17 protein-coding genes are annotated in these 23,400 nt (G+C 52.2%); 4 read left to right on the top strand and 13 right to left on the bottom strand.

The window, feature by feature from the left end; genetic code table 11:
* Positions 1 to 109: 109 nt before the first annotated feature.
* Positions 110 to 2,173 (bottom strand): ATP-binding protein, encoded by a 2,064-nt coding sequence (locus EHT25_RS14640; RefSeq protein WP_185731364.1) that lies wholly within the window; start codon positions 2,171 to 2,173, stop codon positions 110 to 112.
* A 338-nt stretch (positions 2,174 to 2,511) separates the two neighbouring features.
* On the opposite strand from EHT25_RS14640, the gene EHT25_RS14635 reads away from it, so the two are divergent.
* Positions 2,512 to 3,078 carry a hypothetical protein gene (locus EHT25_RS14635; protein WP_124875687.1) on the top strand — a complete coding sequence of 189 codons (567 nt, stop codon included), beginning with the start codon at positions 2,512 to 2,514 and terminating at the stop codon, positions 3,076 to 3,078.
* Positions 3,079 to 3,328: 250 nt separating this feature from the next.
* Here EHT25_RS14635 and EHT25_RS14630 read toward each other — a convergent pair whose 3' ends face one another.
* The 4 genes from EHT25_RS14630 to EHT25_RS14615 form a co-directional block, all read right to left on the bottom strand.
* Positions 3,329 to 3,733: a hypothetical protein gene (locus tag EHT25_RS14630; RefSeq protein WP_124875685.1), complete on the bottom strand. Its 405-nt coding sequence runs from the start codon at positions 3,731 to 3,733 to the stop codon at positions 3,329 to 3,331.
* A gap of 346 nt (positions 3,734 to 4,079) precedes the next feature.
* Positions 4,080 to 5,402, bottom strand: coding sequence for a sugar MFS transporter (locus tag EHT25_RS14625; RefSeq protein ID WP_124875683.1), 1,323 nt, complete (start codon positions 5,400 to 5,402; stop codon positions 4,080 to 4,082).
* 51 nt (positions 5,403 to 5,453) lie between these two features.
* A complete protein-coding gene (locus tag EHT25_RS14620) occupies positions 5,454 to 6,806 on the bottom strand; it encodes a Gfo/Idh/MocA family protein (RefSeq protein ID WP_124875681.1) in 1,353 nt (450 codons plus the stop codon).
* 207 nt (positions 6,807 to 7,013) lie between these two features.
* Positions 7,014 to 8,033 carry a Gfo/Idh/MocA family protein gene (locus tag EHT25_RS14615; RefSeq protein ID WP_124875679.1) on the bottom strand — a complete coding sequence of 340 codons (1,020 nt, stop codon included), beginning with the start codon at positions 8,031 to 8,033 and terminating at the stop codon, positions 7,014 to 7,016.
* Positions 8,034 to 8,138: 105 nt separating this feature from the next.
* Between EHT25_RS14615 and EHT25_RS14610 the strand changes: the two genes are divergently transcribed.
* Positions 8,139 to 10,388 carry a monovalent cation:proton antiporter family protein gene (locus tag EHT25_RS14610; protein WP_124875677.1) on the top strand — a complete coding sequence of 750 codons (2,250 nt, stop codon included), beginning with the start codon at positions 8,139 to 8,141 and terminating at the stop codon, positions 10,386 to 10,388.
* A 322-nt stretch (positions 10,389 to 10,710) separates the two neighbouring features.
* Positions 10,711 to 12,483, top strand: a complete 1,773-nt coding sequence (locus EHT25_RS14605; protein WP_124875675.1) for an ABC transporter ATP-binding protein — start codon at positions 10,711 to 10,713, stop codon at positions 12,481 to 12,483.
* A 99-nt stretch (positions 12,484 to 12,582) separates the two neighbouring features.
* On the opposite strand, the gene EHT25_RS14600 is transcribed toward EHT25_RS14605, so the two are convergent.
* The 6 genes from EHT25_RS14600 to nhaA form a co-directional block, all read right to left on the bottom strand.
* Complete coding sequence (locus tag EHT25_RS14600; protein WP_124875673.1) at positions 12,583 to 13,386, bottom strand: metallophosphoesterase family protein; 804 nt, start codon at positions 13,384 to 13,386, stop codon at positions 12,583 to 12,585.
* Positions 13,383 to 14,444 carry an ACR3 family arsenite efflux transporter gene (gene arsB, locus EHT25_RS14595; protein ID WP_124875671.1) on the bottom strand — a complete coding sequence of 354 codons (1,062 nt, stop codon included), beginning with the start codon at positions 14,442 to 14,444 and terminating at the stop codon, positions 13,383 to 13,385. The genes EHT25_RS14600 and arsB overlap by 4 nt, the downstream gene beginning before the upstream one ends.
* Complete coding sequence (arsN2, locus tag EHT25_RS14590) at positions 14,441 to 14,890, bottom strand: arsenic resistance N-acetyltransferase ArsN2 (RefSeq protein ID WP_124875669.1); 450 nt, start codon at positions 14,888 to 14,890, stop codon at positions 14,441 to 14,443. Before arsN2 ends, arsB begins: the two co-directional genes overlap by 4 nt.
* Positions 14,891 to 14,909: 19 nt before the next feature.
* Positions 14,910 to 15,821 carry an arsenite methyltransferase gene (locus tag EHT25_RS14585; protein ID WP_124875667.1) on the bottom strand — a complete coding sequence of 304 codons (912 nt, stop codon included), beginning with the start codon at positions 15,819 to 15,821 and terminating at the stop codon, positions 14,910 to 14,912.
* Between the two features lie 63 nt (positions 15,822 to 15,884).
* Positions 15,885 to 16,211, bottom strand: coding sequence for an ArsR/SmtB family transcription factor (locus EHT25_RS14580; RefSeq protein ID WP_124875665.1), 327 nt, complete (start codon positions 16,209 to 16,211; stop codon positions 15,885 to 15,887).
* An 89-nt stretch (positions 16,212 to 16,300) separates the two neighbouring features.
* Positions 16,301 to 17,554 carry a Na+/H+ antiporter NhaA gene (gene nhaA, locus EHT25_RS14575; protein WP_124875663.1) on the bottom strand — a complete coding sequence of 418 codons (1,254 nt, stop codon included), beginning with the start codon at positions 17,552 to 17,554 and terminating at the stop codon, positions 16,301 to 16,303.
* An 88-nt stretch (positions 17,555 to 17,642) separates the two neighbouring features.
* Between nhaA and EHT25_RS14570 the strand changes: the two genes are divergently transcribed.
* Entirely contained in the window at positions 17,643 to 18,404 is a 762-nt protein-coding gene (locus EHT25_RS14570) for a hypothetical protein (protein WP_124875661.1), read from the top strand.
* Positions 18,405 to 18,491: 87 nt separating this feature from the next.
* Here EHT25_RS14570 and EHT25_RS14565 read toward each other — a convergent pair whose 3' ends face one another.
* Together EHT25_RS14565 and EHT25_RS14560 are read right to left on the bottom strand one after the other, a co-directional pair.
* Complete coding sequence (locus tag EHT25_RS14565; protein ID WP_124875659.1) at positions 18,492 to 19,931, bottom strand: RagB/SusD family nutrient uptake outer membrane protein; 1,440 nt, start codon at positions 19,929 to 19,931, stop codon at positions 18,492 to 18,494.
* Between the two features lie 25 nt (positions 19,932 to 19,956).
* Entirely contained in the window at positions 19,957 to 23,001 is a 3,045-nt protein-coding gene (locus tag EHT25_RS14560) for a SusC/RagA family TonB-linked outer membrane protein (protein WP_229311541.1), read from the bottom strand.
* Positions 23,002 to 23,400 lie beyond the last annotated feature (399 nt).

The raw sequence follows: 23,400 nt of genomic DNA, 5'->3' as shown, positions 1-23,400 counted from the left end.
TGCGTCTTCACAGACCTATGCCGCACAGACCTCGGATAAGGGCACAAAACTCGGATTCTCTCCAGATCCTACTATCCGCGCGAAACAGAGATCCCTCTGACAACCAACTTTATTCACCAACCGGAATCTGCACCCTGACAAGCGTGCCGCCTTCCTCCCGGTTTACGATCTGACAGGAACCACCCAGCCGATCCACCCGGGATTGAATATTCTGAATCCCAATGCCATTCGATCGCGAACTTTGCCGGAATCCCTGTCCATCGTCCTGAACAACAAGTTCCAGAAAACCATTCTGCCGCAAGAGCGTAATACCGGCCTGACTCGCTTTAGCGTGTTTGAGAATGTTGTTGACCAGTTCCAGTGTAATGGCGTAGAGTTCGTAGGCGGTTTTTCCCCGTACAACCACACCCGAATTTTCCACTTCGAACAGAAACCGGGTGCGGTTTTGAACGTTCAGCGTGTCCGCCATCTTGATCAGGGCAGCCTGAAGCCCCGCTTTTTCCAGCACTTCGGGCATCAGGTTGTGCGAAATGGAGCGAATGTCGTCGTAAATCTCGCCGATGTGTTCGAGCAAACGAGCGTGTTCGGTCTGCTGATCCCGATCGAACTGTGACGTATCGAAGGCTTCGTACCGCCATTTCAGAGCCGATACGCGGGTCGCTACGTTGTCGTGCAATTCACTCGCCACCCGTTTCCGTTCCATCGTTTGACCCCGGTACAAAGCCGCTTCGATTTCGGCGTTCTTCCGGGACAATTCGTCGTTTCTGGTGCGCAGCCGCCGGTTATTCCAAAACACAAAACCCAGAATACCCGCGCCCAGCAGCAACAACGCCACGAGGAAATTGCGCGTTTGAGCCAGATTTTCGTTTTCCAGCTTCTGAATGTTCAGTTTTTGCTGCTGGTGTTGCTTTTCAAATTCGTAATTCATGGCGGAAGCCATCGCTTTTTGCAGTGCTTCTTTGTTGAGCAGCGAATCCGAGTCGGTTTTGAATTTTTTGTAATGGACAAATGCCTGCTCAATCTGACCGGTAGCTCCGTACGATTCGGCCAGCAGCCGGTGGTATTCGGCGGCTTCGGGCAGCAACGGCGGGTCCGACTCTTCGGCCCACTCCACCCCTTTGGTTGCGTAGTCGATCACCCGGCGGTATTGCTTTTTAGCGAGTGCTATTTTGGCATAATTGAGTTGAACCACGTGGTCCAGAAAATCATCGGAATCGACCACATCCTGAAACAGTTTATCGCCTAACTGAGTATATTTCAGCGCATTTTCATAGTCTTTCAACTGAAGATAAACCCTTCCCATCCGCGAATACGTTTTGGGTAGCCAGTAGGCCGCCCGGGTGGTTTTGTGGATGCTGGCAGCCTGGGTCAGCGCCTGGAGAGCGGTTTTGTATTGCCCTTCTTTTTCAAAAATATCCGCCCGCTGGTTCAGCAAAAAAGCTTCCAGGACCTTATCATTGCGTTTTTTAGCCACGGTTTCGGCCTCATCGAACGCCCGGAGTGCTTCTTTGTAAAGTCCGAGTGCCGAGTAGGCCACACCCAGATTGGGTAGCGTTGACCGCAGCGCCCGCAAATCGTTCACCTCTTCCTGAAGCTGTCGGGCTTTCAGCAGAAATTCGATGGCTTTGCCAAAATTTCCGCTTCGGATATAAAACTGCGCTTTTTCATTAAAAACCGTCCCTTGCCACGACTTGTCGTTCATATCCATAAAAATGGCGTTGGCCTGGTCATAAAGCGGCATAATTTCCCGCTGTCGCGCCATATTGGTCTCCAGTAGCTGGGCTTTCCGAATATACGCTTCCGCTTCCAGATGCCGGTCTTTCAGGGTGGCCGCAATCTGCAACACGGTGTCCACCTGAGCAAATGCACCCTTGAAGTCGACCATCCGATCGGCTTCGATACGAACAAGGTGCAGCCGGGCTTTGCCTTCGCCGTTCAAAAATCCCAGCTTTTTGGCCAGACTCACCGACTGCGCTCCATACCGGATGGCCAGCGAATCGTCCCCGCTGAGCCAATACCCATAGCTCAAATCGTTCAATAGACTCACCCGGTGCGTGTCCGGTTTGGCCATCCGCAACTGATTCTGCAGGGAATCGATTTTTTGGGCCTGAAGCGAAAGGGTTATGCCCAGAAAAACAGGGAGCAGACTTTTCTTCCCGGTGTTTTCCAACAACCCAATTAGCCAACAAGTGCAGTAAAAAACCATCGGTGAGCCAAACGAAAAAGGGTCAAACAGTGCTGACTTCAGTGAAGATCAATCCGTTGAAGCCAGGCTGAAATTTAACAGCATTTCGGAAATATACCACGAACCATTCATTTGTTTTGATCAATTCGGTAGCGGTTTTTGCGAGTTTGGCACAATCGCCTTCTTTGCAGTTGACGATTAAACAATTCAGTTACTTTTTTCCGCAATTCAGTCACCGGTTTGGCGTATTGAGTAAGGCGGTTTTTGGCCACTGCTACGCATTTATCTTGCTTTGCAAATCATAAACAACAAATAACTACTGAACAATGAAAATGCGTTTTCTGGCGCTGATGGCACTGATTGTGTTCTCGGTTGCGTGTAAAAAAGGGGGTTCCGATATTGTCAATCCTGGCGATGGGTCGTCCGGCGACGGAGCAGGTCCCAATCCCGGTAGCGGAAAAATACCGGCGGAACTCGTCGGCAAATGGTCATACGGTACGTTTTCGCCCACCACTTTCTGGGATTACAACGGCAAGTACACCGGCAATGCCTACGAGCAGGCGCTGGTCTTTGAATTCCACGCCAACGGCACCTACGAAGAATACGTGATCAATTCCACGACCAGCTACAATTGCCGGACGGAAGCCTACAGCTATTTCAAAGGGACGGTGAAAGTAAACGAAGCCAATCGCTCATTTATCATCACGCCCACCAGCGGCAATTACCGGGGCTTCTACGCCTGTGCACCCAAAAGCAACATCAACCGCGACGCCCGGAAGGACGAATTGAAGCAGGAAACAATGAATTACCAGGTCGAAACCGGAAAAACCGCCCTCAAATTGTCCGACGCCGAAAATCCGCAGGGCGTTCGGCTGAAGGCGGTTTCGTGGTAAAGTGAATTTGGGGGCGGTGAAGAAACCGCCCTTTTTTGGGTTTTTGTAAGGATTATAAATCCGATGGTGAAGACGCAGGTCACGAATCAGATCTTCCTAACGCCTTCTAAATAAATTGAAGTGGGCTTTCAAGCTGTTGATGCCGACCGTATGCCGGATTTTTCCAAGGAAATTTAGTGAGGCTTATTTCTTCTTAAATTTTCAATATCATCCAAATCCTTTTGCCTTCCCAAGGCTTGCTTGTCCTGAATTAAATCGTCAATACTGATTCAATTCCATTGCTTTCAATAACTTTTCTTCTGGCATAAGCTTTCGAGAATTTTAGTGGCGCTTTGATGATTGGCAGGAGATCAAGTGTGTAATCTTCAAATTCGTATTTGAAAACGGATCGTTTGGGATCGGGGGAGGCTTCCTCTTTAAATTTCGTTACGTCTCTACCCAATTCCTGTAAAGCATCAAGCAACCGGTAATAGTTCACATAGCTTGGATTATACCAGAAATCTAAATCTGGTTTGTCAACGATTTTTCCTTCCTGATTTATTGATTTCCTGTAATCTCCATAATACGACACTGCAAAGCCCCCGACAACCATATATTCTACCTTATTCCGCTTAAATATCTCGAATATATTGTAATCAGAATCGTCATAGGCCATATGCAGTATCCTTATTTACAGACGTTTTGTTCCGTGACGGCGACACATCCTTGACATCGCTACCTTTCAAAGAGTTAATAAAGCGTTCAAACCGATCGTGATGCTCCTCCGATTTGGCAGAAGTTAGGTCGAGAGGTTTTGTGGTGGCTTTCAACTCCTGAATGCTATCATATTTGGTTAGCTCATTCATGATTCTAATGGCTTATATTGCTATAATAACACAGGAAGATACGAAATAGGGTGCAAAAAAGCCAAAGGCTATCGACCAATGCGCTGATTTCCAAGAGTTAGACTATCTAATTACATCCGGTTTACTAGTACCCGGATGTAATTAGATTGATGAACCTCACCCCACCCACCGTCTCACCTTATGCCCCCAAAACGCATAAAACATTAAATACAAATAACACGGGAACAACACCCAATAAGCGGTTTTGACACCGTAGGCATCGGCGTAGTGCCCGTAGAAAAGCGGCAGGATGGCGTTGCCGGAAAGCCCCATGATCAGGATGGCCGCGCCAAGTTTGGTAAATCGGCCCAGACCGTCGAGCGCCAGTGGCCAGATACCGGCCCAGACCAGCGAATTCGCCAAACCCAGCAACACGACAAACCAGATCGAGCGGTCGGCGTAATGGCCAAGAACAGTAACCGGGCCGCTGGTGAAAATGATCAGCAGCGTCAGAACCGCCCCCAGAACCGTACAAAACCGGAAAGCCGTCACCTGGCTGATGGTTTTCGGGATCAGCGAAATGCCTAAAATATAACCGATAATTGTGGACGTTAACGTATAAGCCGGAAACGTCTTGGCTTCCAGCAGGCTGATTCCCATGGAGTTGGCGTATCCGATCACCGTATCGACCGCAATCACCTGGCTGCCGACGTGCAGGAAAATGGCAACCGCGCCCAGAATCAAGTGCGGGAACTGGAAAATGGTGGTTTTCCCGGAATTGGCGGCCGCGACTTCGGCGGTTTCCTGCTCGGTGTTGATTTCCGGCAAGGGCGAAAACCGCACCATCAGCCCCAGCCCGATCAGCACGAAACCCATCAGCGAATACGGCATGATCACCCGCCGAACCAGCGCATCCAGCGCGGCACTTCGCTCCACGGCGGACATCGTTGGCAGTTGGGCGAACAGGTCGGTGTCGGTCGCCCGCAGAATCACGGCAGCAAACAGAATCGGCGCCAGCACGCCCGCGCCCTTGTTGCAAATGCCCATGATGCTGATCCGCTGGGCGGCCCGCTCCTGAGGCCCCAGAATGGTGATGAACGGGTTGGCCGCCGTTTGCAAAACCGCCAGTCCGACGCCAATCATGAACAGGCCCAGCAGAAAAATTTCGTAGGTGCGGGTCAGGGCTGCGGGCACGAAAATAAACGCGCCGACCGCCATAATCCAGAAGCCGACCATCATGCCCTTCTTGAAACCGGTGCGTTTCAGCAGGTACGACGACGGCACCGACATCACGAAATACGAAATATAAAACGCAAACGTGACCAGATACGACTGAAAATTGGTGAGTTCACAGGCAATTTTGAAATACGGAATCAGAATCGCGTTGACCCAGGTAACAAAACCGAAAATAAAGAATAACAGTCCGATGATCAGGATGGAAACGAGCGTATCCCGCTTGCTTAACGCGCTGACATCGACGGCCGCCAGTGTTGCTTTCATCAAGTTCTAATGAGTGAATGTGCGAATGAGTGATTGAGCGAATACCGGCGACTAAACCGTTGGTTCCCAGCCGGATTGGTACTCCCGTTTCCAGTACTTTTTCATCACACCCTTGTTCTTGATGTGGCCGTTGCTCGGGTCGATGTTCAGGGTTTCGCCGGTTCGGAGGGCGATGTTGCCCAACTGGCACAGCAGCGTACTCTGGTGACCGCCCTTGATGTCGGCAACCAATGGCGTACCTTTGCGAATCGCGTCGAAGAAGTTTTGAATGTGAATCGCATCCAGGGCCTGCGACGGATTCATCTTGTCGCGCGGATCGACTACAAAGTCGTTTTTGGCTTCTTTCACCAGCTTGTTCTGCAAATCGTAGACCTTGTACGTATTGCCACTTTCGATGGTTACGGAACCGGTGTCGCCGTAGAAAACCACACCCACGCTGTTGTCTTCAACCGTGCGGCCGTTGCAGCTCCGCCCTTCCCAGGCAATACTGGTATTGTTATCGAATTCCAGCGTAATCACCTGGGTATCCGGCGTTTCCCAATCATCTTTGTACCGATAACGCCCCCCGGCGGATGAAACCCGCGTCGGAAATTCGACGCCCAGCCCCCAGCGCATCAGATCGACCATGTGGGTGCCGTTGTTAAGCGCTTCACCCGTTCCCCAGTGCCAGAACCAGTGCCAGTTGTAGTGCAGCAGGTTATCTTTGAAGGGTCGGCGCGGGGCGGGTCCCTGCCACAAATCGTAATTCAGCCACGACGGAACGGGGGCTTCCTTGCCAATGCCGATCGACGCACGGTTGTTGGTGTACCAGCCCTTGGCGAAATACGGCCGACCAATAATGCCGTCCTGCACTTCCTTAATGCCTTTCGCGACGTTTGGCCACGACCGGCGCTGGTTGCCCATCTGCACCACCCGTTTGTATTTTTCGGTGGCCGCCATCAGCAATTCGCCTTCGTTCGGATTGTGGCTGCACGGTTTTTCGACGTACACGTGTTTTCCGGCTTTGCAGGCCAGAATAGCCGCCGGAGCGTGCCAGTGGTCGGGCGTGGCTACTACCATGGCTTCCAGGTCTTTGTCTTCCAGCGCATTCCGGAAATCGGGCGTGGCTTTCGGACGGCTTTTCTGGAGGTCTGCCACGGTCGCAATGGCTTTGTCGGCCGCCCGCGAATCGACGTCACAGATGTGAATCACCTCGCAGTTTTTCTGAAGCGCGAAGTTGCTCGCCAGCGCAAAACCACGTGAGTTAACACCCATCACGGCTACCTTGATTCGCTCGTTGGCACCGATAATATTGGCGTAACTTTTCGGACTGAAACCGGGCAAAATACCGCCCAGCGATAGTGCCGTGGTTCCGGCGACGGTTTTTTTGATAAATTCCCGGCGGGAAGCATTCGATAATTTCATGAGTTGAAGGGTTAGTAGTCAAATAATTAAACTCCGTGCCGTTAGGCACGTAATGTGTGTAGCAAAAAGAAAAATGTCCTAATCTCCACGCGTGCCGTAGGTACGAAACGGTCTCGTACCTACGGCACGCGATTCATCGTCGATAACCTATTTCTATAAACATCTCGCCCCTACAGGGCAAAAAATCACCTAATTCAGAACGTGTAGTTACACTTTCTTCAGCACACTTTCCAGTGTTACGGTGGCTCCGCCTTTGCGTTTGCTTTCCTCGGCGGCTTCCATAAAGGCGAAAATTTCCAGTGTTTCTTCGGGACTCACCGGCGGTTTACCGGTTTTGAAGAATTCCACAATTTGCACCAGAAGCGCTTTGTAGCCTTCGTACGGGCCAATGGGCGCAATGCCTTTTTCGCCGTACGCCGTTCCGCCATAGCCGGTTTTTCCCGCCCGAATGCCGCGAAACGTGCCGACCCGATCGTCGTTCCAGATGCCCACTACCACATCCGTGTCTTTCGTGTGCGTCCGGCTGACCTGTTTGCAGCCCGGCCCCATCACCGTGAAAAGCGTCTCAACGCCGTGAATGCCGTACCAGAACAGATCGGGGTGTGTTTTCTCGATCGGCGACGGACTGAACGCATCGGCGCCCAGCACTTTTCCCACGGTTTTTCCCTGCGCAATGTCCTGCGCGCTGGTCATGTAGCGTAGCGACGAAGCCGAGAACGTCGGCACATTGGCTTTTTTGGCGGCATCAAAAATGGCTTTCACGTCGGCCAGCGAAGCCGCAATTGGTTTATCGATAAAAACCCGTTTTCCGGCTTTGAACACTTTCAGCGCCTGTTCGCGGTGCAAACGACCGTCGTTGGTTTCCAGCAACACCACATCCACTTTCGCGAGCAGATCCTCAATGGAATTGACGATTTCAACCCCCAGTTTCTTTACCTCTTCCGTATACCCCGCCACCCGGCTGGTGCTGGACTCGATGTCGTTGCTGCCTTTCGGGTAAGCCGCCACCACACGGTAACCGTCCAGTTCGGGGCCGGCCGTCGGGCTGTTCAGTTCTTTGGTGAAAGCGGTGCTGTGCGAGGTGTCCAGACCGATAATTCCAACTCGCTTTCCCTCAGCTACGAGTGCCGGATTCGGCATCGAAAACAGGGTTCGCGGCAGGGAGAGTGTAAGTCCGGTTGTGGCGGCAAGACTGAGAAATTTTCGACGGTTATGCGTTTGATCCATCCGATTAGGGTTAAAAAGGTCGTATTATTGTAAGAATCCACAAATTCGTGTTATCTGTCGCTTCTTGCAACTGCAAGTCGATAAAAAATACGATTTTTTCTATCTATGGCTCATTTACCCAACCTGATCATTGATCTGGCGATTATTTTGGGAACCGCAGCCGTCACGACGCTTCTTTTCAAATGGCTTAAACAACCCCTCGTATTGGGTTATATTCTGGCCGGAGTGCTCGTAGGGCCCAAGTTTTCGTTATTCCCCACCATTTCCGACCCGGAAACCATCCGCATCTGGGCCGACATCGGCGTCATTGTCCTGCTGTTCAGCCTCGGACTTGAATTTAACATCAAAAAACTGGTCAAAGTCGGCGGCACGGCCTCCATGACGGGCGCGTTCGAAATTTCGGCGATGATTCTTCTCGGCTACCTGACCGGCATGGCGCTGGGCTGGTCGACGATGGACAGCATTTTTCTGGGCGGTATCGTCAGCATTTCGTCCACTACCATCATCATCCGGGCGTTCGACGAGCTGGGCATCAAAACCCAGCAATTTGCCGGAATTGTATTCGGCGTATTGGTCATTGAAGACATCGCTGCGGTTTTGCTGCTCGTGCTGCTGTCGACCCTGGCCGTCAGCAACCAGTTTTTCAGCGCCGAAATGCTGGTAGCCATCATGAAACTCGGGTTCTTTCTGGTCATCTGGTTTCTGGGCGGCATTTTTCTCGTCCCTTCCCTTCTGCGCAGCGGCCGAAAATTCATCACCGACGAAACCCTGCTGATCGTTTCGCTGGCCTTGTGTCTGCTGATGGTCGTTTTCGCTACCAGCGTCGGTTTTTCTCCGGCTTTGGGCGCGTTCATCATGGGTTCTATTCTGGCCGGAACCATTTACGCCGAACGCATCGAAACCCTGCTGACGTCCATCAAAGACCTGTTCGGGGCGGTTTTTTTCGTCTCGGTCGGCATGCTGATCGACCCAGAACTGCTGGTGCAATACGCCGGACCGATTGCCCTCATCACGGTGGTCGTTATTCTGGGGAAAGCCGTCAATGTCACGCTCGGGGCGCTGATCGTGGGGCAACCGTTGAAACAGTCCATTCAAACCGGAATGAGCCTGGCGCAGATTGGGGAATTTTCATTCATCATTGCCGCTCTCGGACTCAATCTGAAAGTAACCAGCGCTTTTCTGTACCCCATCGCCGTCGGCGTTTCGGCCCTGACGGCTTTCACCACGCCCTACATGATCCGGGCTTCCGGCTCGATTTGTACGTGGGTGGAAAGCAAACTAAGCTCACGAACCCGCTTATTTCTAACCAGTTACAGCTCGGGTGCGCAAACGATCGGTAGCGTGAGCGATTGGTACCAGCTCGTGCGCGAACACCTCCAGATCATGATTGTCAACACCGCCGTCATTCTGGGTATCATTCTGATTTCGTCCAGATGGCTGCTGCCGATCATTACGGCGGAAGTGGTCGGCAAACCGTATGACGGCATTCTGGCCGGTTTTCTATCGTTTTTCCTGATGACACCATTTCTCTGGGCGCTGGTGCTGAAGCGCATCAACCGACCGGTTTATACCCGGCTCTGGACCGAACGAAAGTCGTATCGGGGGCCGCTCGTCACGCTGGCCGTCACCCGTGGCCTGCTCGGATTGGGGCTTATTCTGCTGTTTCTGCAACAGTTTTTCTCGGTCAGTCTGCTGTTGTTTGTGCTGGTGATTGCGGGCGGCATCTGGCTGGTGGTCGGCAAACGGCTGCCGTTTATTTATGACCTGATCGAAAAGCGGTTTTTGGTTAACCTAAACGCCCGCCAGATTTATCAGGAAAACCGCATGGGGCGGAATCTGCTGCCGTGGGACGCCCACCTTTCCTATTTTGAAGTCAGTGCTGAATCGCCGGGCGCTGGCTTTACGCTTTCCGAACTGGCGCTGCGCGAAAAATACGGCGTCAACGTCATTTCCATTGCACGGGGCAGCATGACGATGTTGGTGCCGGGGCGAAATGAACGCTTGTTTCCGGGCGATAAAATTGCCGTCATTGGAACTGATCAGCAACTGGAACACTTTATTAGTTTAATCGAAACCCAGACAAAAGAAAAAGCACAGTCGACCCCGACGCAGGAAATTTCGCTCCAGAAAATGGCCGTCGATGAGTCCTTTCCATTCATCGGCGAAAGCATTCGCAATTCCGGTATCCGCGAAAAAACGCAGGGGCTCATCGTTGGCATCGAACGCCAGGGGACCCGAATTTTAAATCCGGATTCAACGACTTTTTTTCTCGCCGGCGATGTTATCTGGTTAGCGGGCAACACGAAACTGATCAAAGAGTTTCAGCGCGAAAACCAGTTGCGGGCGGTTAAGTAGGTTTACGGTTTGAAAGCCAGTCGTTGGTTTCAGTATTAACTCGTTCGAGCTGAAAACCTAAACCAGCCAAAATGATGGCCTGTCAAATGCTTACAGCCCACGGTTAAAACCGTGGGAACCCACGTAAACCGGAAATTCATGGAAACCGTTTTAACGGTTTAGGATTCTCAAAACCGTTAAAACGGTTGTCAGTTCTGTGGTTTCTTTCCCAGAATCCCACGGTTAAAACCGTGGGCTGTTTTTTTTGCTAATTCTTCTAACTACGTTAAGCTAATTTTTGTACGACTACTCACAACCAGCGAAGATCCAATTATTCAAACTTATGAAATTACTGTACAGTTATTTACGCAGTTTCTGGCCCCTCCTGATTCTGGCGCTGCTGCTGGCGGCCATCAACCAGATTTTCTCGCTGCTCGATCCGTACATTTTCCGCAAAATCATCGACCAGTACGTCGTCAAACCGGGTTCGGCCATTCAGCGGCTGGATTTCGGGAGCTTCCTGAGCGACGGCGCCGGGTTGCTGATTTTACAGGCGCTGGGCGTGGCGATGGTCAGCCGCATCGCCAAAAACTTTCAGGATTATTACGTCAACGTCATCACGCAGCGGCTGGGTGCCCGGTTGTATTCCGACGGCTTGCGCCATTCGCTGGATTTGCCGTATCAGGTGTTTGAAGACCAGCGTTCGGGCGAGACGCTGGGCAAGCTTCAGAAAGTGCGGACCGACGTTGAAAAACTCATTCAATCGTTTGTCAACGTGCTGTTTACGTCCGTTGTCGGGATTGTATTCGTAATGTGGTACGCCAGCACGGTTTACTGGCCAATTGCCCCCGCCTATTTCCTGACCATTCCGCTGCTCGGTTTCGTCAGTTCGCTGCTGAGTAAAAAAATCAAAGTCGTTCAGAAAAACATTGTCGCCGAAACCACGGCGCTGGCGGGCTCCACCACCGAAAGTCTGCGGAATATCGAACTCGTCAAAAGTCTCGGACTGGCCCAGCAGGAAACCGAACGATTGAACGCAACGACCGAAAAAATCCTGCGGCTGGAACTCAAAAAGGTGCGTTACGTCCGCTCGCTGTCGTTTGTACAGGGCACATTTGTGAATCTGCTGCGAAACGCCATCATGCTGTTGATGCTGTTTCTGGTGGTTCAGGGACGCATTACGGTCGGCGAATTTTTCTCGTTGTTTATCTACTCCTTTGCCATTTTTGGCCCGTTGCAGGAGTTGGGGAACATCATCAACATTTACCGCGAAACCGAAGCGTCGCTGGCCAATTTCCAGCAGATTCTCGACACGCCCCGCGACGTAAAACCGGCGCATCCGGTTCCGGTGAAAAAGATTCAGACGCTGGCGTTCGAAGACGTTCGGTTCAAACACTTATCCGCCGACAATCCGGCGCTCGACGGGATTTCGTTCGATGTCAAACTGGGCGAAACCATTGCTTTCGTGGGGCCATCCGGTTCCGGAAAAACGACGCTCGTGAAGTTGCTGGTCGGTTTGTATCCGCCTTTAGCCGGTCAGATTCTGTACAATGATATTCCCGGTTCGGAAGTTGATCTGGACGAATTGCGCGAACAGATCGGTTTTGTGACCCAGGATACGCAGCTTTTTGCGGGTACGATTCGCGAAAACCTGCGGTTCGTGGCTCCCAATGCCACCGATGCCGAATGCCTCACCGCGCTCCACCAGGCTGCGGCCGATACGCTGCTGAGTCGCGCACCGCAGGGGCTCGATACCGTCATCGGGGAAGGCGGGGTGAAAGTTTCGGGCGGTGAAAAACAGCGGCTGAGCATCGCCCGCGCGTTGTTACGCCGTCCAACATTGCTGGTATTCGACGAAGCCACCTCCGCGCTCGATTCACTGACGGAAGAGGAAATCGGCAAAACCGTCCGCCAGCTTTCCGGTTCGCGGCAACACATTACGATTTTGATTGCGCACCGTCTGAGCACGATTCTGCACGCCGACCGGATTTTTGTGCTGGAAAAAGGGCACATCGCCGAACAGGGCCGTCATGCCGATTTACTGCTGCAAAAAGGGTTGTATTATGCGATGTGGCGTCAACAAATTGGCGAGCGGAAGGAAATGGCGACGGTTTAAGTGTCACTCCTCCTCGGCTTCAAAATCCGGTTTCCGACTGACGGTTTTCAATACCGCATAGCTGATTAGTTCGGCTAAAACCGTGGTTGACGAGTAATCTTATTTCGCCACCCGTAACGCCTGCGCATACACATCCGGTAATTCACTCTGCTCGACGGCCAGAGCCGCCCGTTCCACATCATAGGGCACCCGAACAAATTCGACGCGAATGCCATCGACAGAACCGGGCCGGACGGCTTCATCGATCGTGAGTAGAACGTACCCTGCCCGCGGGTCGCCGTCTTTGGGTTTACCGACGGAACCGATATTGATGGCGTGCCGGTAATACGGCGTTTCGCCTTCGCTCTGTGCGTTTACTACTTTATAATACGGTTTGTGCGTGTGGCCGAAACACATTATATCGGCGCTGGCACCTTCCAGAACGCGGGCGAGACTGCGATCACCCCGGTCTTCGAACAGGTATTCGTTGACCCGGCGGGGACTGCCGTGTACCAGCAACAGAGAAACCAGTGTTTGTTGTTGCCAAAGATGAGTGGGATCATTTCCCAATTCGTAGTTTACCCGAATTTGTGTCGGCAATGTCCGCAAAAAGGCCCGTTCTTCGTCGCCTACAGTCTTGTTGGTGTAGGCAATGGAAACCTTGCCGTTGGCTTTTTCGTCGTCGGTTTGGTAGGCACATCCGCAATCGTCCGATGAGCGGCCAATGCCGTAGTCATAGTTACCGGCAATCGTTGGAATATTCCGACGGCGGATTTCAGCGATCACTTCGTTAGGCCAGCTATTGTAACCCACTAAATCGCCCAGGCAATACACCGCGTCCGGTTTTTGACGGTCGATATCCGCTAAAACCGCTTCCAGGGCGGGCAAATTGGCGTGGATGTCGGAAAACAGGGCAATTTTCATACAGTTTTTGGCAATGGTTTTTGCGAGGATAATTCAAATTTCTTTTTTTTACGCGCAAAATTGACCATCAGGATCAAAACCGGCACTTCGATCAATGGCCCGATGACGGTGGCAAAGGCAGCTCCGGAGTCGATGCCGAATACAGCAATGGCCACGGCGATGCCCAACTCAAAGTTGTTGCCGGCGGCCGTGAAAGCCAGCGAAATGGATTTGGCATAATCCGCTCCGGCCCGTTTAGACAAATAGAAGGCAGAGAAAAACATGATGGCAAAATAGATCGTCAGCGGGACGGCAATCCGGAGTACGTCCAGCGGAATGGACACGATCAATTGCCCTTTCAGACTGAACATCACCAGAATCGTAAATAACAAAGCGATCAACGTAACCGGGCTGATGATCGGCAAAAACGTTTCTTCGTACCACTGTCGACTAAAAACCCGCGACAGAATCAGCCGCGACAGCAAACCGGTCAGGAACGGAATGCCCAGGTAAATGGACACACTTTGCGCTACATCGCCAATCGTGATATTGACCTCAAAGCCTTTCAGACCGAAAAGGGGAGGCAAAACGGTGATGAAAACATAAGCGTAGACCGAGTAAAACAAGACCTGAAAAATACTGTTGAAAGCCACCAGACCGGCCGCATACTGCCGGTCTCCCCCTGCCAGATCGTTCCAGACAATGACCATCGCAATACAGCGGGCAATCCCGATCAGAATCAAACCGGTCATGTATTCGGGTTTGTCGGGCAAAAAAATCACCGCCAGAATGAACATCAGCAGCGGGCCGACAATCCAATTCTGGAATAGGGACAGACCCAGAATTTTGGAGTTACTGAACACCTTTGGCAATTCTTCGTAACGCACTTTCGCCAAAGGCGGATACATCATCAGAATCAGGCCAATAGCCAGCGGTACGTTCGTCGAACCGGAATTAAAGCGATTGATGAAACCTTCCGACTGCGGAAAAAAGTAGCCGATACCCACGCCGGTGAGCATGGCCAGAAAAATCCACAACGTTAAAAACCGGTCGAGAAACGAAAGTCGGGGCGTGTTCATGCGGCATTGTCGTTTACGGTTCGCTTCATCACAATGGCTGAAGACGGACAAAGGGTATTGAACTGCTGTGTTTGCCGGATTGCATCAGGAACGCCCTGCCGATCAACTGGTTTAAAACCGTGCCGCTCAAAATAATGATCAGCCGTTGTGGTGATTAAATACAATTCGGTCAGACCGTCGGCCTTCGCGATTTCCAGCAACCGGCCAACCAGTTGTTCGGCTATCTTTTTGCCCCGATAGTGCGGGTCAACGGCCACCGAGCGAAGCAAAGCTACCGAGCCACAGCGTTCCAGACCGGCGACACCGACACAAACGTCCTTTTCTTTCGTTAGTACAAATCCGGAAAGATCGGACGGCAAATCGTCGGTCAGCAATTGCCCTTTTTGTAGCAACGTAACGACGGCTTCCTTGTCTTCGGGACGAGCAATTTCGATTCGTAAAACCATGATTTTCAGTTTTTAAAAACTAACTACAGCATTCGGGGCCGCAGCAGGAAGCGGCTTTTGTCTCTGATTGGGTTGATTTGGAAACCGGCAGATGGGCTGTAGTCGGCTTTTCGGCAAAAACGGTGACGCTGTAAATGCCCCGGGCTGGATGGCCTTTGTCCTGCTGGCGGTATTCGGCCATTTCTTCGGCTGTCAGGTAGTTTTTCAGCAACGAATCCGGCAGAACGATTTCACGTTCTTTTTGCAGAATGATGTTTGTAAATCCGGCTTCTTCCACGATCTGGAGATAAGTATCTTTCTGAATAGCCCCCGCCACACAGCCCGCGTATAGTTCAGCATCTTTCAGTACACCGGCGGGCAATTCGCCTTTCAGCACAATGTCCGAAATACTGAAATGACCGCCGGGTTTCAGGATCCGGAACGTCTCAACAACTGCTTTCTGTTTGTCCGGCACCAGATTCATCACGCAGTTACTCACCACTACATCGGCCAGATTGTCGGGCAACGGCATTTCCTCAATGTCGCCATAAACGAATTCAACATTGGTGTAACCCAGCGTTTTGGCATTCCGACGGGCGCGGTCGATCATCGCGGGCGTCATGTCCAGCCCAATCACCCGGCCTGTTTCACCGGTTTCGGCGCGGGCAACAAAGCAGTCATTTCCGGCTCCCGAACCCAGATCGACAACCACATCACCGGATTTAATCTGTGCAAATTGCGTCGGTAAACCACAACCTAATCCCAAATCCGCTTCGGCGACATAACCGTTCAGTCCGTCGTAGCCAACGGCCATATTGATCGGCACTTCGTTTGACGGACCACAGCACGACGTGGGTCCACAACCACAGCCTGCCGCATCGGACGGGCTGCTGTCCGCAATAGCGCCGTAGGTCTGGCGCACAATTTCTTTTAATTGTTCAGCATTTTCCATGATTTTCTTATTTGTTTAATGTAATATTACGATGAATAAAGGTAAAAAAAAGCCGCAGCGGTTTTAACAGCAGCTTGCGGTTACAAACGAATCCAGCAGGGTTCCAAAGGTTTGCCGGGCTTCTTCCCAAACGGTTTCGTTGATGCAGTAGCACACCCGGGGCGGATCGATCTCGCCTTTGATGATGCCAATGCGTTTCAGTTCTTTCAAATGCTGCGAAACCGTCGGTTGGGCCAACGGCAATTCGTCCACCAGATCACCACAAACGCAGGCTTTTTTTGCGATCAATACCTGCAGAATTGCGACCCGCGCGGGATGTGCGAAAGCCTTGGCCAGATCGGCCAGGCGGTTTTGCTGATCCGAAAATATTTCGGTTTTAGTAACTCCCATGCTACAAAGGTAATGGCTTTCAGATTAATCGCAATATTACGATGAATAATTTGTAAAAATTTTCCGAACTGGCCCGATCCGGTGAGCGATTAGCTTTCCTCGTCTGCAAAACCCGGTTTTCGGCTAACGGTTTTCAAAACCGCATAGCCCAGCAATCCGGCCAAAACCGAGCTGGTCAGAATGGCAAATTTTGCTTTTGAGGAGATAGCCGGTAGGTCAGGGAACGACAAAAGCGCGATGAAAATCGACATGGTGAAACCAATTCCGCCCAGAATTCCTAAACCGATCATATGGGGCCAGCGGGCGCCTTCCGGCAACACGCACCAACCGGCTTTGACCGACAACCAGGAAAAGAGCGAAATGCCGAGCGGTTTTCCGATCACCAGCCCAATCAAAATGCCTAGTCCAAGGGGAGTTGATAATCCATCAACCATACCCGATTCAAACCGAATGTTGGTGTTGGCCAGCGCAAAAACCGGCATGATGACAAAATTAACCGGCTTGATCAGCAAATGTTCCAGCTTTTCCAGCGATGACTCCGTTTCGTCGGGCGTCGTCGGAATGGTCAGGGCGGTGAGCACACCGGCGATGGTGGCATGGATGCCCGAATGGTGGATGAAATACCACATCAACAGACCCGGAATCAGGTAAACCGCCAGGTTCTTTACACCCATTCGGTTGATAATCAGGAGCCCGAGAAAGGTAACACCCGCGTAGGCCAGATAGGTAGCGTGCAGTTCGGTCGAATAAAAAACGGCGATCACCACAATAGCCGCCAGATCGTCGACAATGGCCAGGGCCGCCAGAAAAATCTTCAGCGAAGCCGGAACCCGGTTTCCGAGCAGCGTGATCACGGCGAGTGCAAAGGCAATGTCGGTCGCCATCGGAATGCCCCAGCCACCAGCGGTTTCGGTGTTTTTGTTAAACAGAAAATAAATCAGGGCCGGAGCCAGAACGCCCCCCAAAGCCGCCAGAATGGGCAAAGCGGCTTTTTTGACGGACGCCAGTTCGCCCTCGATCAGTTCCCGCTTGATTTCCAGCCCGACCAGCAGAAAGAAAACCGCCATCAGCCCGTCGTTGATCCAGATCAGAACCGGATAGTTTAAATCGATGCCCGACACGGTAAACCCGAGCGGCACAGCCAGCAGTTCTTCGAAGGCCGTCCCCTCTGACGAATTGGCGATCAGCAGCGAAAGGATGACGCACAAAAAGAGTATGATCCCGCCGACGGAGCTTGATCTGAAAAATTCCTGGAAAAGTTTGAGAAGAGTTGCTTTCACTTCGTTGCCACCTGATGAGAACGCAATAGTAAGCAGAAAGCCGCATTTTTCGGCCAGGTTCATCGGGAAATGAAAACCGGTCGTCCGAATCCACCGATTTGATTTTACCTTGCAACATTCCCCTCAGCATTTAATCCATTTTCTATTCCGCATGAAAACCGCCCTATTATTTTTCGGTCTTGCTCTGTTGATCAATCCGGTCATCGCCCAAAATTCGACGGACTATTTAAAACTGATTCCGGGTTCGGAACGGTCGGCCTTCAAACGGCTGGAGCTTTCGTCGGATGTCGATACAACCTGGAACCGCTGGAAAGAACGCGGCTATAATTTTGGATTTAACCCGCAAATCACGCCGATGTATACGACCGTCAACGGGATTTTAAGTACGCCGTTTATGATTCAGGTGCGGGGCAATGAAAACGAGCGGAACCGCAAACGCTGGGGCTACCACGTGTTTGAAGGCTACGCCAGAGACGACAAATCCCGCATCACAATGCTGGTGAATAAACACACGGAAGAGGAAAAACCGGTCGCCGAACTTTATTATTACAGCACGGTTTATACGCACGCCGAACCGGCTTATAACTGGTTCAAAATCGGCTCGGACGTACGACAACATTCTTTTTTATTCAGCCGGGATAAAGCCGTTTTTTACGGTTCGCTAAAAATGACCAATGCCCTGACGCTGGGGAATATCGGACGCGACAATATTCTGGCGGAAAAACCGGTCGCCGATGCGGAAACCAACTACGCAGAAGATGCGAAACACGTGAATTATCAGGAACTAAAAAACAGCGAAAACGGCACAATCTTTTACGACAAAGACAATAATATCGTCGTCATCAAGATCAACGGAACGTGGATGAAACTGGCGGTTGAAGCGCTGCCGAAAGGCGTGCATTATTCGTTTTGAAAGGAGAGCTTTTGAATGTAAAATGAGAAATGGAAAAGTGGCCGGATTGCCAGACACTTTTCCATTTCTCATTTTACATTTCAAAATTTAATACCCCGGATTCTGCGTCAGCTTCGGGTTCAGATCGCGTTCGCGCTGCGGAATAGGATACAGCTTGTGCGTTTCGGTGATATTGGTTTTGCCTTTTGCTTTCAGTAGCGGCACCAGCCGGTCGGTCCGCACCAGATCGAACCAGCGGTGGCCTTCAGCGTTGAACTCCCAGCGCCGTTCGTCCCAAATGGCCTGCCGGAACGCGTCCTTCGTCAAAGCCGCCGTGAAATCGGCCGATGAAGCGCCCGTTAACGGAAAGCCGAACGCCCGGCGACGAACGGGATTGATCGCATCCAGAGCCGCAGCCGTCGGGCCGCTGATTTCGTTCTCGGCTTCGGCAAACATCATCAATACATCGGCGTAGCGAATGATCGGGAAATTATTATTTGCATCGCCAAACGCCTTGGCCGCCGGATCGACGTATTTGTTGAAGTGCTGGAAGGTATTGACGGTTTTCCCGGCGCCATCGACGTACGAATTGATGAACAGTTCTTTTCGTTTGTCACCGGTTTTGAAGCTGTTGTATAAATCCATCGTCGGGATAAATGACCCAAAACCGCGGCCGGTAATCGGTGAGTTTTCGGGCGCAAAATACGTCACCATGCCGCTTCCCTGCCCGCTGCCACCGCCGACAAACTGAATCTCGAAAACCGATTCCTTGCCATTTTTATTGGAAATCGCGAACACGTCGATGTATTTGTCGAATAAACCGTACCCGTATTTCGCGGCATTATCGATCACCTCTTTGGCCTTGGTGCGGGCGTTCGGAAAATCCTTGCGGGTCAAATAAACCCGCGCCAGCATCGCTTTGGCAGCTCCGGCTGTCACGCGACCCAGATCAGCCCCGGTGAATTTGTCCGGCAAGGCAGTTTCGGCTTCGGTTAGATCTTTGATGATTTGCGTATACGTCTCATCCGCACTGGCGCGAGCTACATCTTTTCCGGCGCTCAGCGACTGGGTTTCGGTCAGCATCAGCGGCACTCCGCCGTACCAGCGCACGAGGTAGAAGTAGTAGTAGGCCCGCAGGAATTTCGCTTCGCCGATCAGCCGTTTTTTCAACGTTTCGTCCATCGAAATCCCCGGAATCCGGTCGATGGCGGTGTTGGCCCGGTTGATGCCCTGGTAAATCACCTGCCAGGTTTGCGCCACCACGCTATTCGTTGCAATGGTCTGGAAACTCCAGAGCTGCACCCGGTCGGCGTTATTCAGCAACGGGTCCATATCATCCGACGGCAGATCGCCCATGATGATGAAATTCCGGCTCTGGTCGCCCACCTGATTGGCAATGTCGTAAACCGCATTGACGGCTGCCGTGGCATCGTTCGCGTTCGTATAAAAATTGACCGGAGCCAGCGACGACGGGGGCGTTTCTTCCAGCGAACACGCTCCGAGTCCGAAAGCCAATGCGGCACTAGCAAGGATATTCTTGATTTTCATGATCTTACAAAAGGTTTAGAACCGATTAGAGTCCAATGTTCAGTCCAACCAGCATCATTTTATTGCCCGGATAACTCCCGTAGTCGCTCCCCTGGCTCAGCGTACTTTGTCCAAACCGGTTTACTTCCGGATCAAAACCGGTGTATTTCGTGAACGTAATCCAGTTCTGCGCGCTGACGTACACTTTCACGTTATACAGTTTGGCTTTACTGACCAGCGACGACGGCAGCGTGTACGACAAATTGATGTTTTTCACCCGCAGGTACGACCCGTCTTCGATCTGGCGGCTCGACAGCACGTACGCATTTCCAACGGCGTTGGCGCGCGGGATCGTGTTGCTCGGATTCGTCGGGGTCCAGCGATTCAGTGTTTCCGCCGACTGATTGCTCACGCCCGTCAGGGATTCCTGCTCAAACCGGTTGATGTTGAAAATGCTGTTGCCGGACGTTCCCTGCATGAAAATGCTCAGTTCGACGCCTTTATACGAAAACGTATTGGTCAGACCGCCGTAGAATTTCGGTTGGGCGTAGCCCAGAATTACGCGGTCGCTGGCGTTGATGGCGCCGTCGCCGTTCTGGTCCACGTAACGCCGGTCGCCCGGTTTAGCGGTTTTCTGCGCCGAGCCGTCCACTTCGGCCTGGGTTTGAAAAATACCGCTCGACTGATAGCCGTAGAACAAGCCAATCTGCTCGCCCACCCGCACCAGACCGGAATTCGGAAGTTGTAAATGGCCGCTGGCGTCGCCCGACGCAAACTCCGTCTGATCGCCCAGATTGAGCACTTTGTTGCGGTTGGCGGCAATGTTGAACGCCGTCGTCCACTTGAAAGCGCCGTTTAGGTTGGTCGAATTGATGCCCAGTTCAAACCCCTGATTCCGGATACTGCCCAGATTTTGCAGCGCCGACGCGTACCCCGAAACATACGGCAGCGGCACCGACAGCAGCAGATCGGTGGTTTTCTTGTTGTAATAATCCGCCGTCAGCGTGATCCGGTTGCTCAGCAAACCGACGTCGATCCCCACATCCGCCTGCGCCGTGGTTTCCCAGCGCAAATCGGGATTGGCCACGCGCGACGGCCCGATGCCGATCACTACGGTATTGTTGAAATTGGCATTCTGCGTGCCCAGGGTCGCCAGCGACTGATACTGCGTGATTTCCTGATTGCCGCTCAAACCGTAGCTCACCCGCAGTTTCAGGTCGTTGACGACGCGGTTTCCTTTCAGAAAATCCTCTTCCGATAACCGCCAGGCCACCGAAGCCGATGGAAAAACCGCCCACTTGTTGCTGGCGCCAAACCGCGACGAACCATCGGCCCGAACCGTCGCCGTCAGCAGGTATTTACCGGAATAATCATAATTGGCGCGACCGATGTACGAGTTGAGCTGCCAGTTGCTGGCCGAGGAAGCCGGAACCAGCGCTGTCGACGCCGAGCCCAGGTTTTCGTAGGTCAGAATATCATTGGCAAATCCCTGCGAACGGGCCTCGACGCTTTCAAACCGGTTTCCCTGCATCGTATAACCGGCCAGCAACGTCAGGTTGTGGACATTACCGAACGTCTTGTTGTAGGTCAGCGTATTCTCGTTCAGCCAGGTCGACGACTGGTTGTTGATGATCGACGCCTGGCCGCTCAATTGCGTTCCCGTTGCGGTATTCCGCGACAGATAAAGGCTGCGTTTGGAATAATTCACATCGGCACCAAAACTCGTGCGGAACGTCAAACCGGGAATGATTTTATAGTCGGCAAAGACGCTCCCAATCATCCGCGTACCAACGGTAAGGTTATACGTTCCCAGTGCCTGCGCCACCGGGCTGCCAATCTGAATGCGTCCCGGCGTGTTGAAAACCACCAACGTTCCGTCCGGATTGCGAACCGGCTGGGTGGGTGAAAAATTCAGCGCGCTGTAGACCACCGTTCCGCTCGTTCCGCCGTCCGCGTCCGTCGGAACGGCGTTGTTGCGGCTCCGGATCACGTTCAGGCTGGTTCCAATGTTGAACCGGTCGTTGATCTTGTGGTCAAAATTGAACCGAAACGACGCCCGGTCGTATTTGGAATTGATGATGACGCCCTGTTGGTTCAGGTAATTGGCCGAAACCGCATACCGCGTTTTGTCCGAACCGCCCGAGGCTGTCAACTGATAGTTCTGAATCGGCGCTTCCCGGAAAATTTCGTCCTGCCAGTTGGTTCCCGCGCCAAAACCGGCGATTTGCTCCTGCGTAAAAACCGGTGCGCGACCGACGTTTGTGTTAGCTTCGTTAACCAATGTGGCATATTCGGTCGCATTCAGCATTGGCAGTTTTTTCCGCACCTGCTGAATCCCGTAATACGTCTCAAATTCGATGCGGTTCTGGCCGGATTTGCCGCGTTTGGTCGTGATCAGTACCACGCCATTGGCACCCCGTGAGCCGTAAATGGCCGTCGCCGACGCATCTTTCAGGATTTCCATCGACTCGATGTCGTTCGGATTGAGGTTCGCTCCGCTTTCGTTGTACACCGGAAAACCGTCGATGACGTAGAGCGGCTCGTTTCCGGCATTGATGGAATTGCCGCCCCGAATCCGGATCGTTACCCCACCGCCCGGCGCGTTGGATGCCTGCGTTACCTGCACCCCGGCCGCCCGGCCCTGCAGCGCCTGACCGACGCCCGTCACCGGCACGGCCTTAATGTCTTTCGAAGTTACCGAAGACAGCGAACCGGTTACGTCACTTTTCCGCTGCGTTCCGTACCCCACCACTACCACTTCTTCCAGCGCCTTCTGATCTTCCGCCAGCGTCACCGTGAGTTGACTCCGACCGCCAATGTTCACTTCCAGGGAGGCAAATCCCAGCGACGAAATCACCAGCGTTCCGTCGGAAGGCGCGTTCAGGCTAAACCGACCCTGCGCGTCGGTGGACGTTCCGGTCGTGGTTCCTTTCACGACTACGTTTGCGCCGGGAATCGCATCGCCCCCGGTTCCGGTTACTCGTCCGGAAACCGGAGCGGTTTGCTGCGCCATCAGCAGAACTGGCAACTGAAAGCAAATCAGTAAGGCGATCCAGAACCACCGGCTGGCATAAATACCATTTTTTTTCATAGGATTTTTGACTAGTAGGATACCTGATGCCATCGACTCAAACAGGATTGTTGATTGGGTTAAAAAGCCGATTTGTCAATTTTCTAAAGCAATAATAATGGGCAGGAGCCTATAAAATGACGGAATAATCTAAATCGAACGGTTTGTCCACCTCTTTGAACGGTTTTTCACACTCCCGAACGGTTTGTCCACTTTTTTGATCAAAAAACCGCATCCGAAAAAATCAGGGTATACTTAAACTTGCACTTTCCAAAAGGAAAGAGCAATTCGTGAGAAAAAACAGATTCATCATCATCCTGGCCGAAGTCGGGTCCATTACGCTGCTCGTCTCGTTGTTGCTGTATTTGCTTTCGATATTTCTCTAATTTCGGTCGCACCACCCGGTTTTGGGGTGCCGTT

This window comes from Larkinella rosea, assembly GCF_003858635.1.
Taxonomy (GTDB): Bacteria; Bacteroidota; Bacteroidia; order Cytophagales; family Spirosomataceae; genus Larkinella; species Larkinella rosea.
Note: the sequence above shows the minus strand (reverse complement) of the source record. Positions and strands in the feature narration are given on the sequence as shown.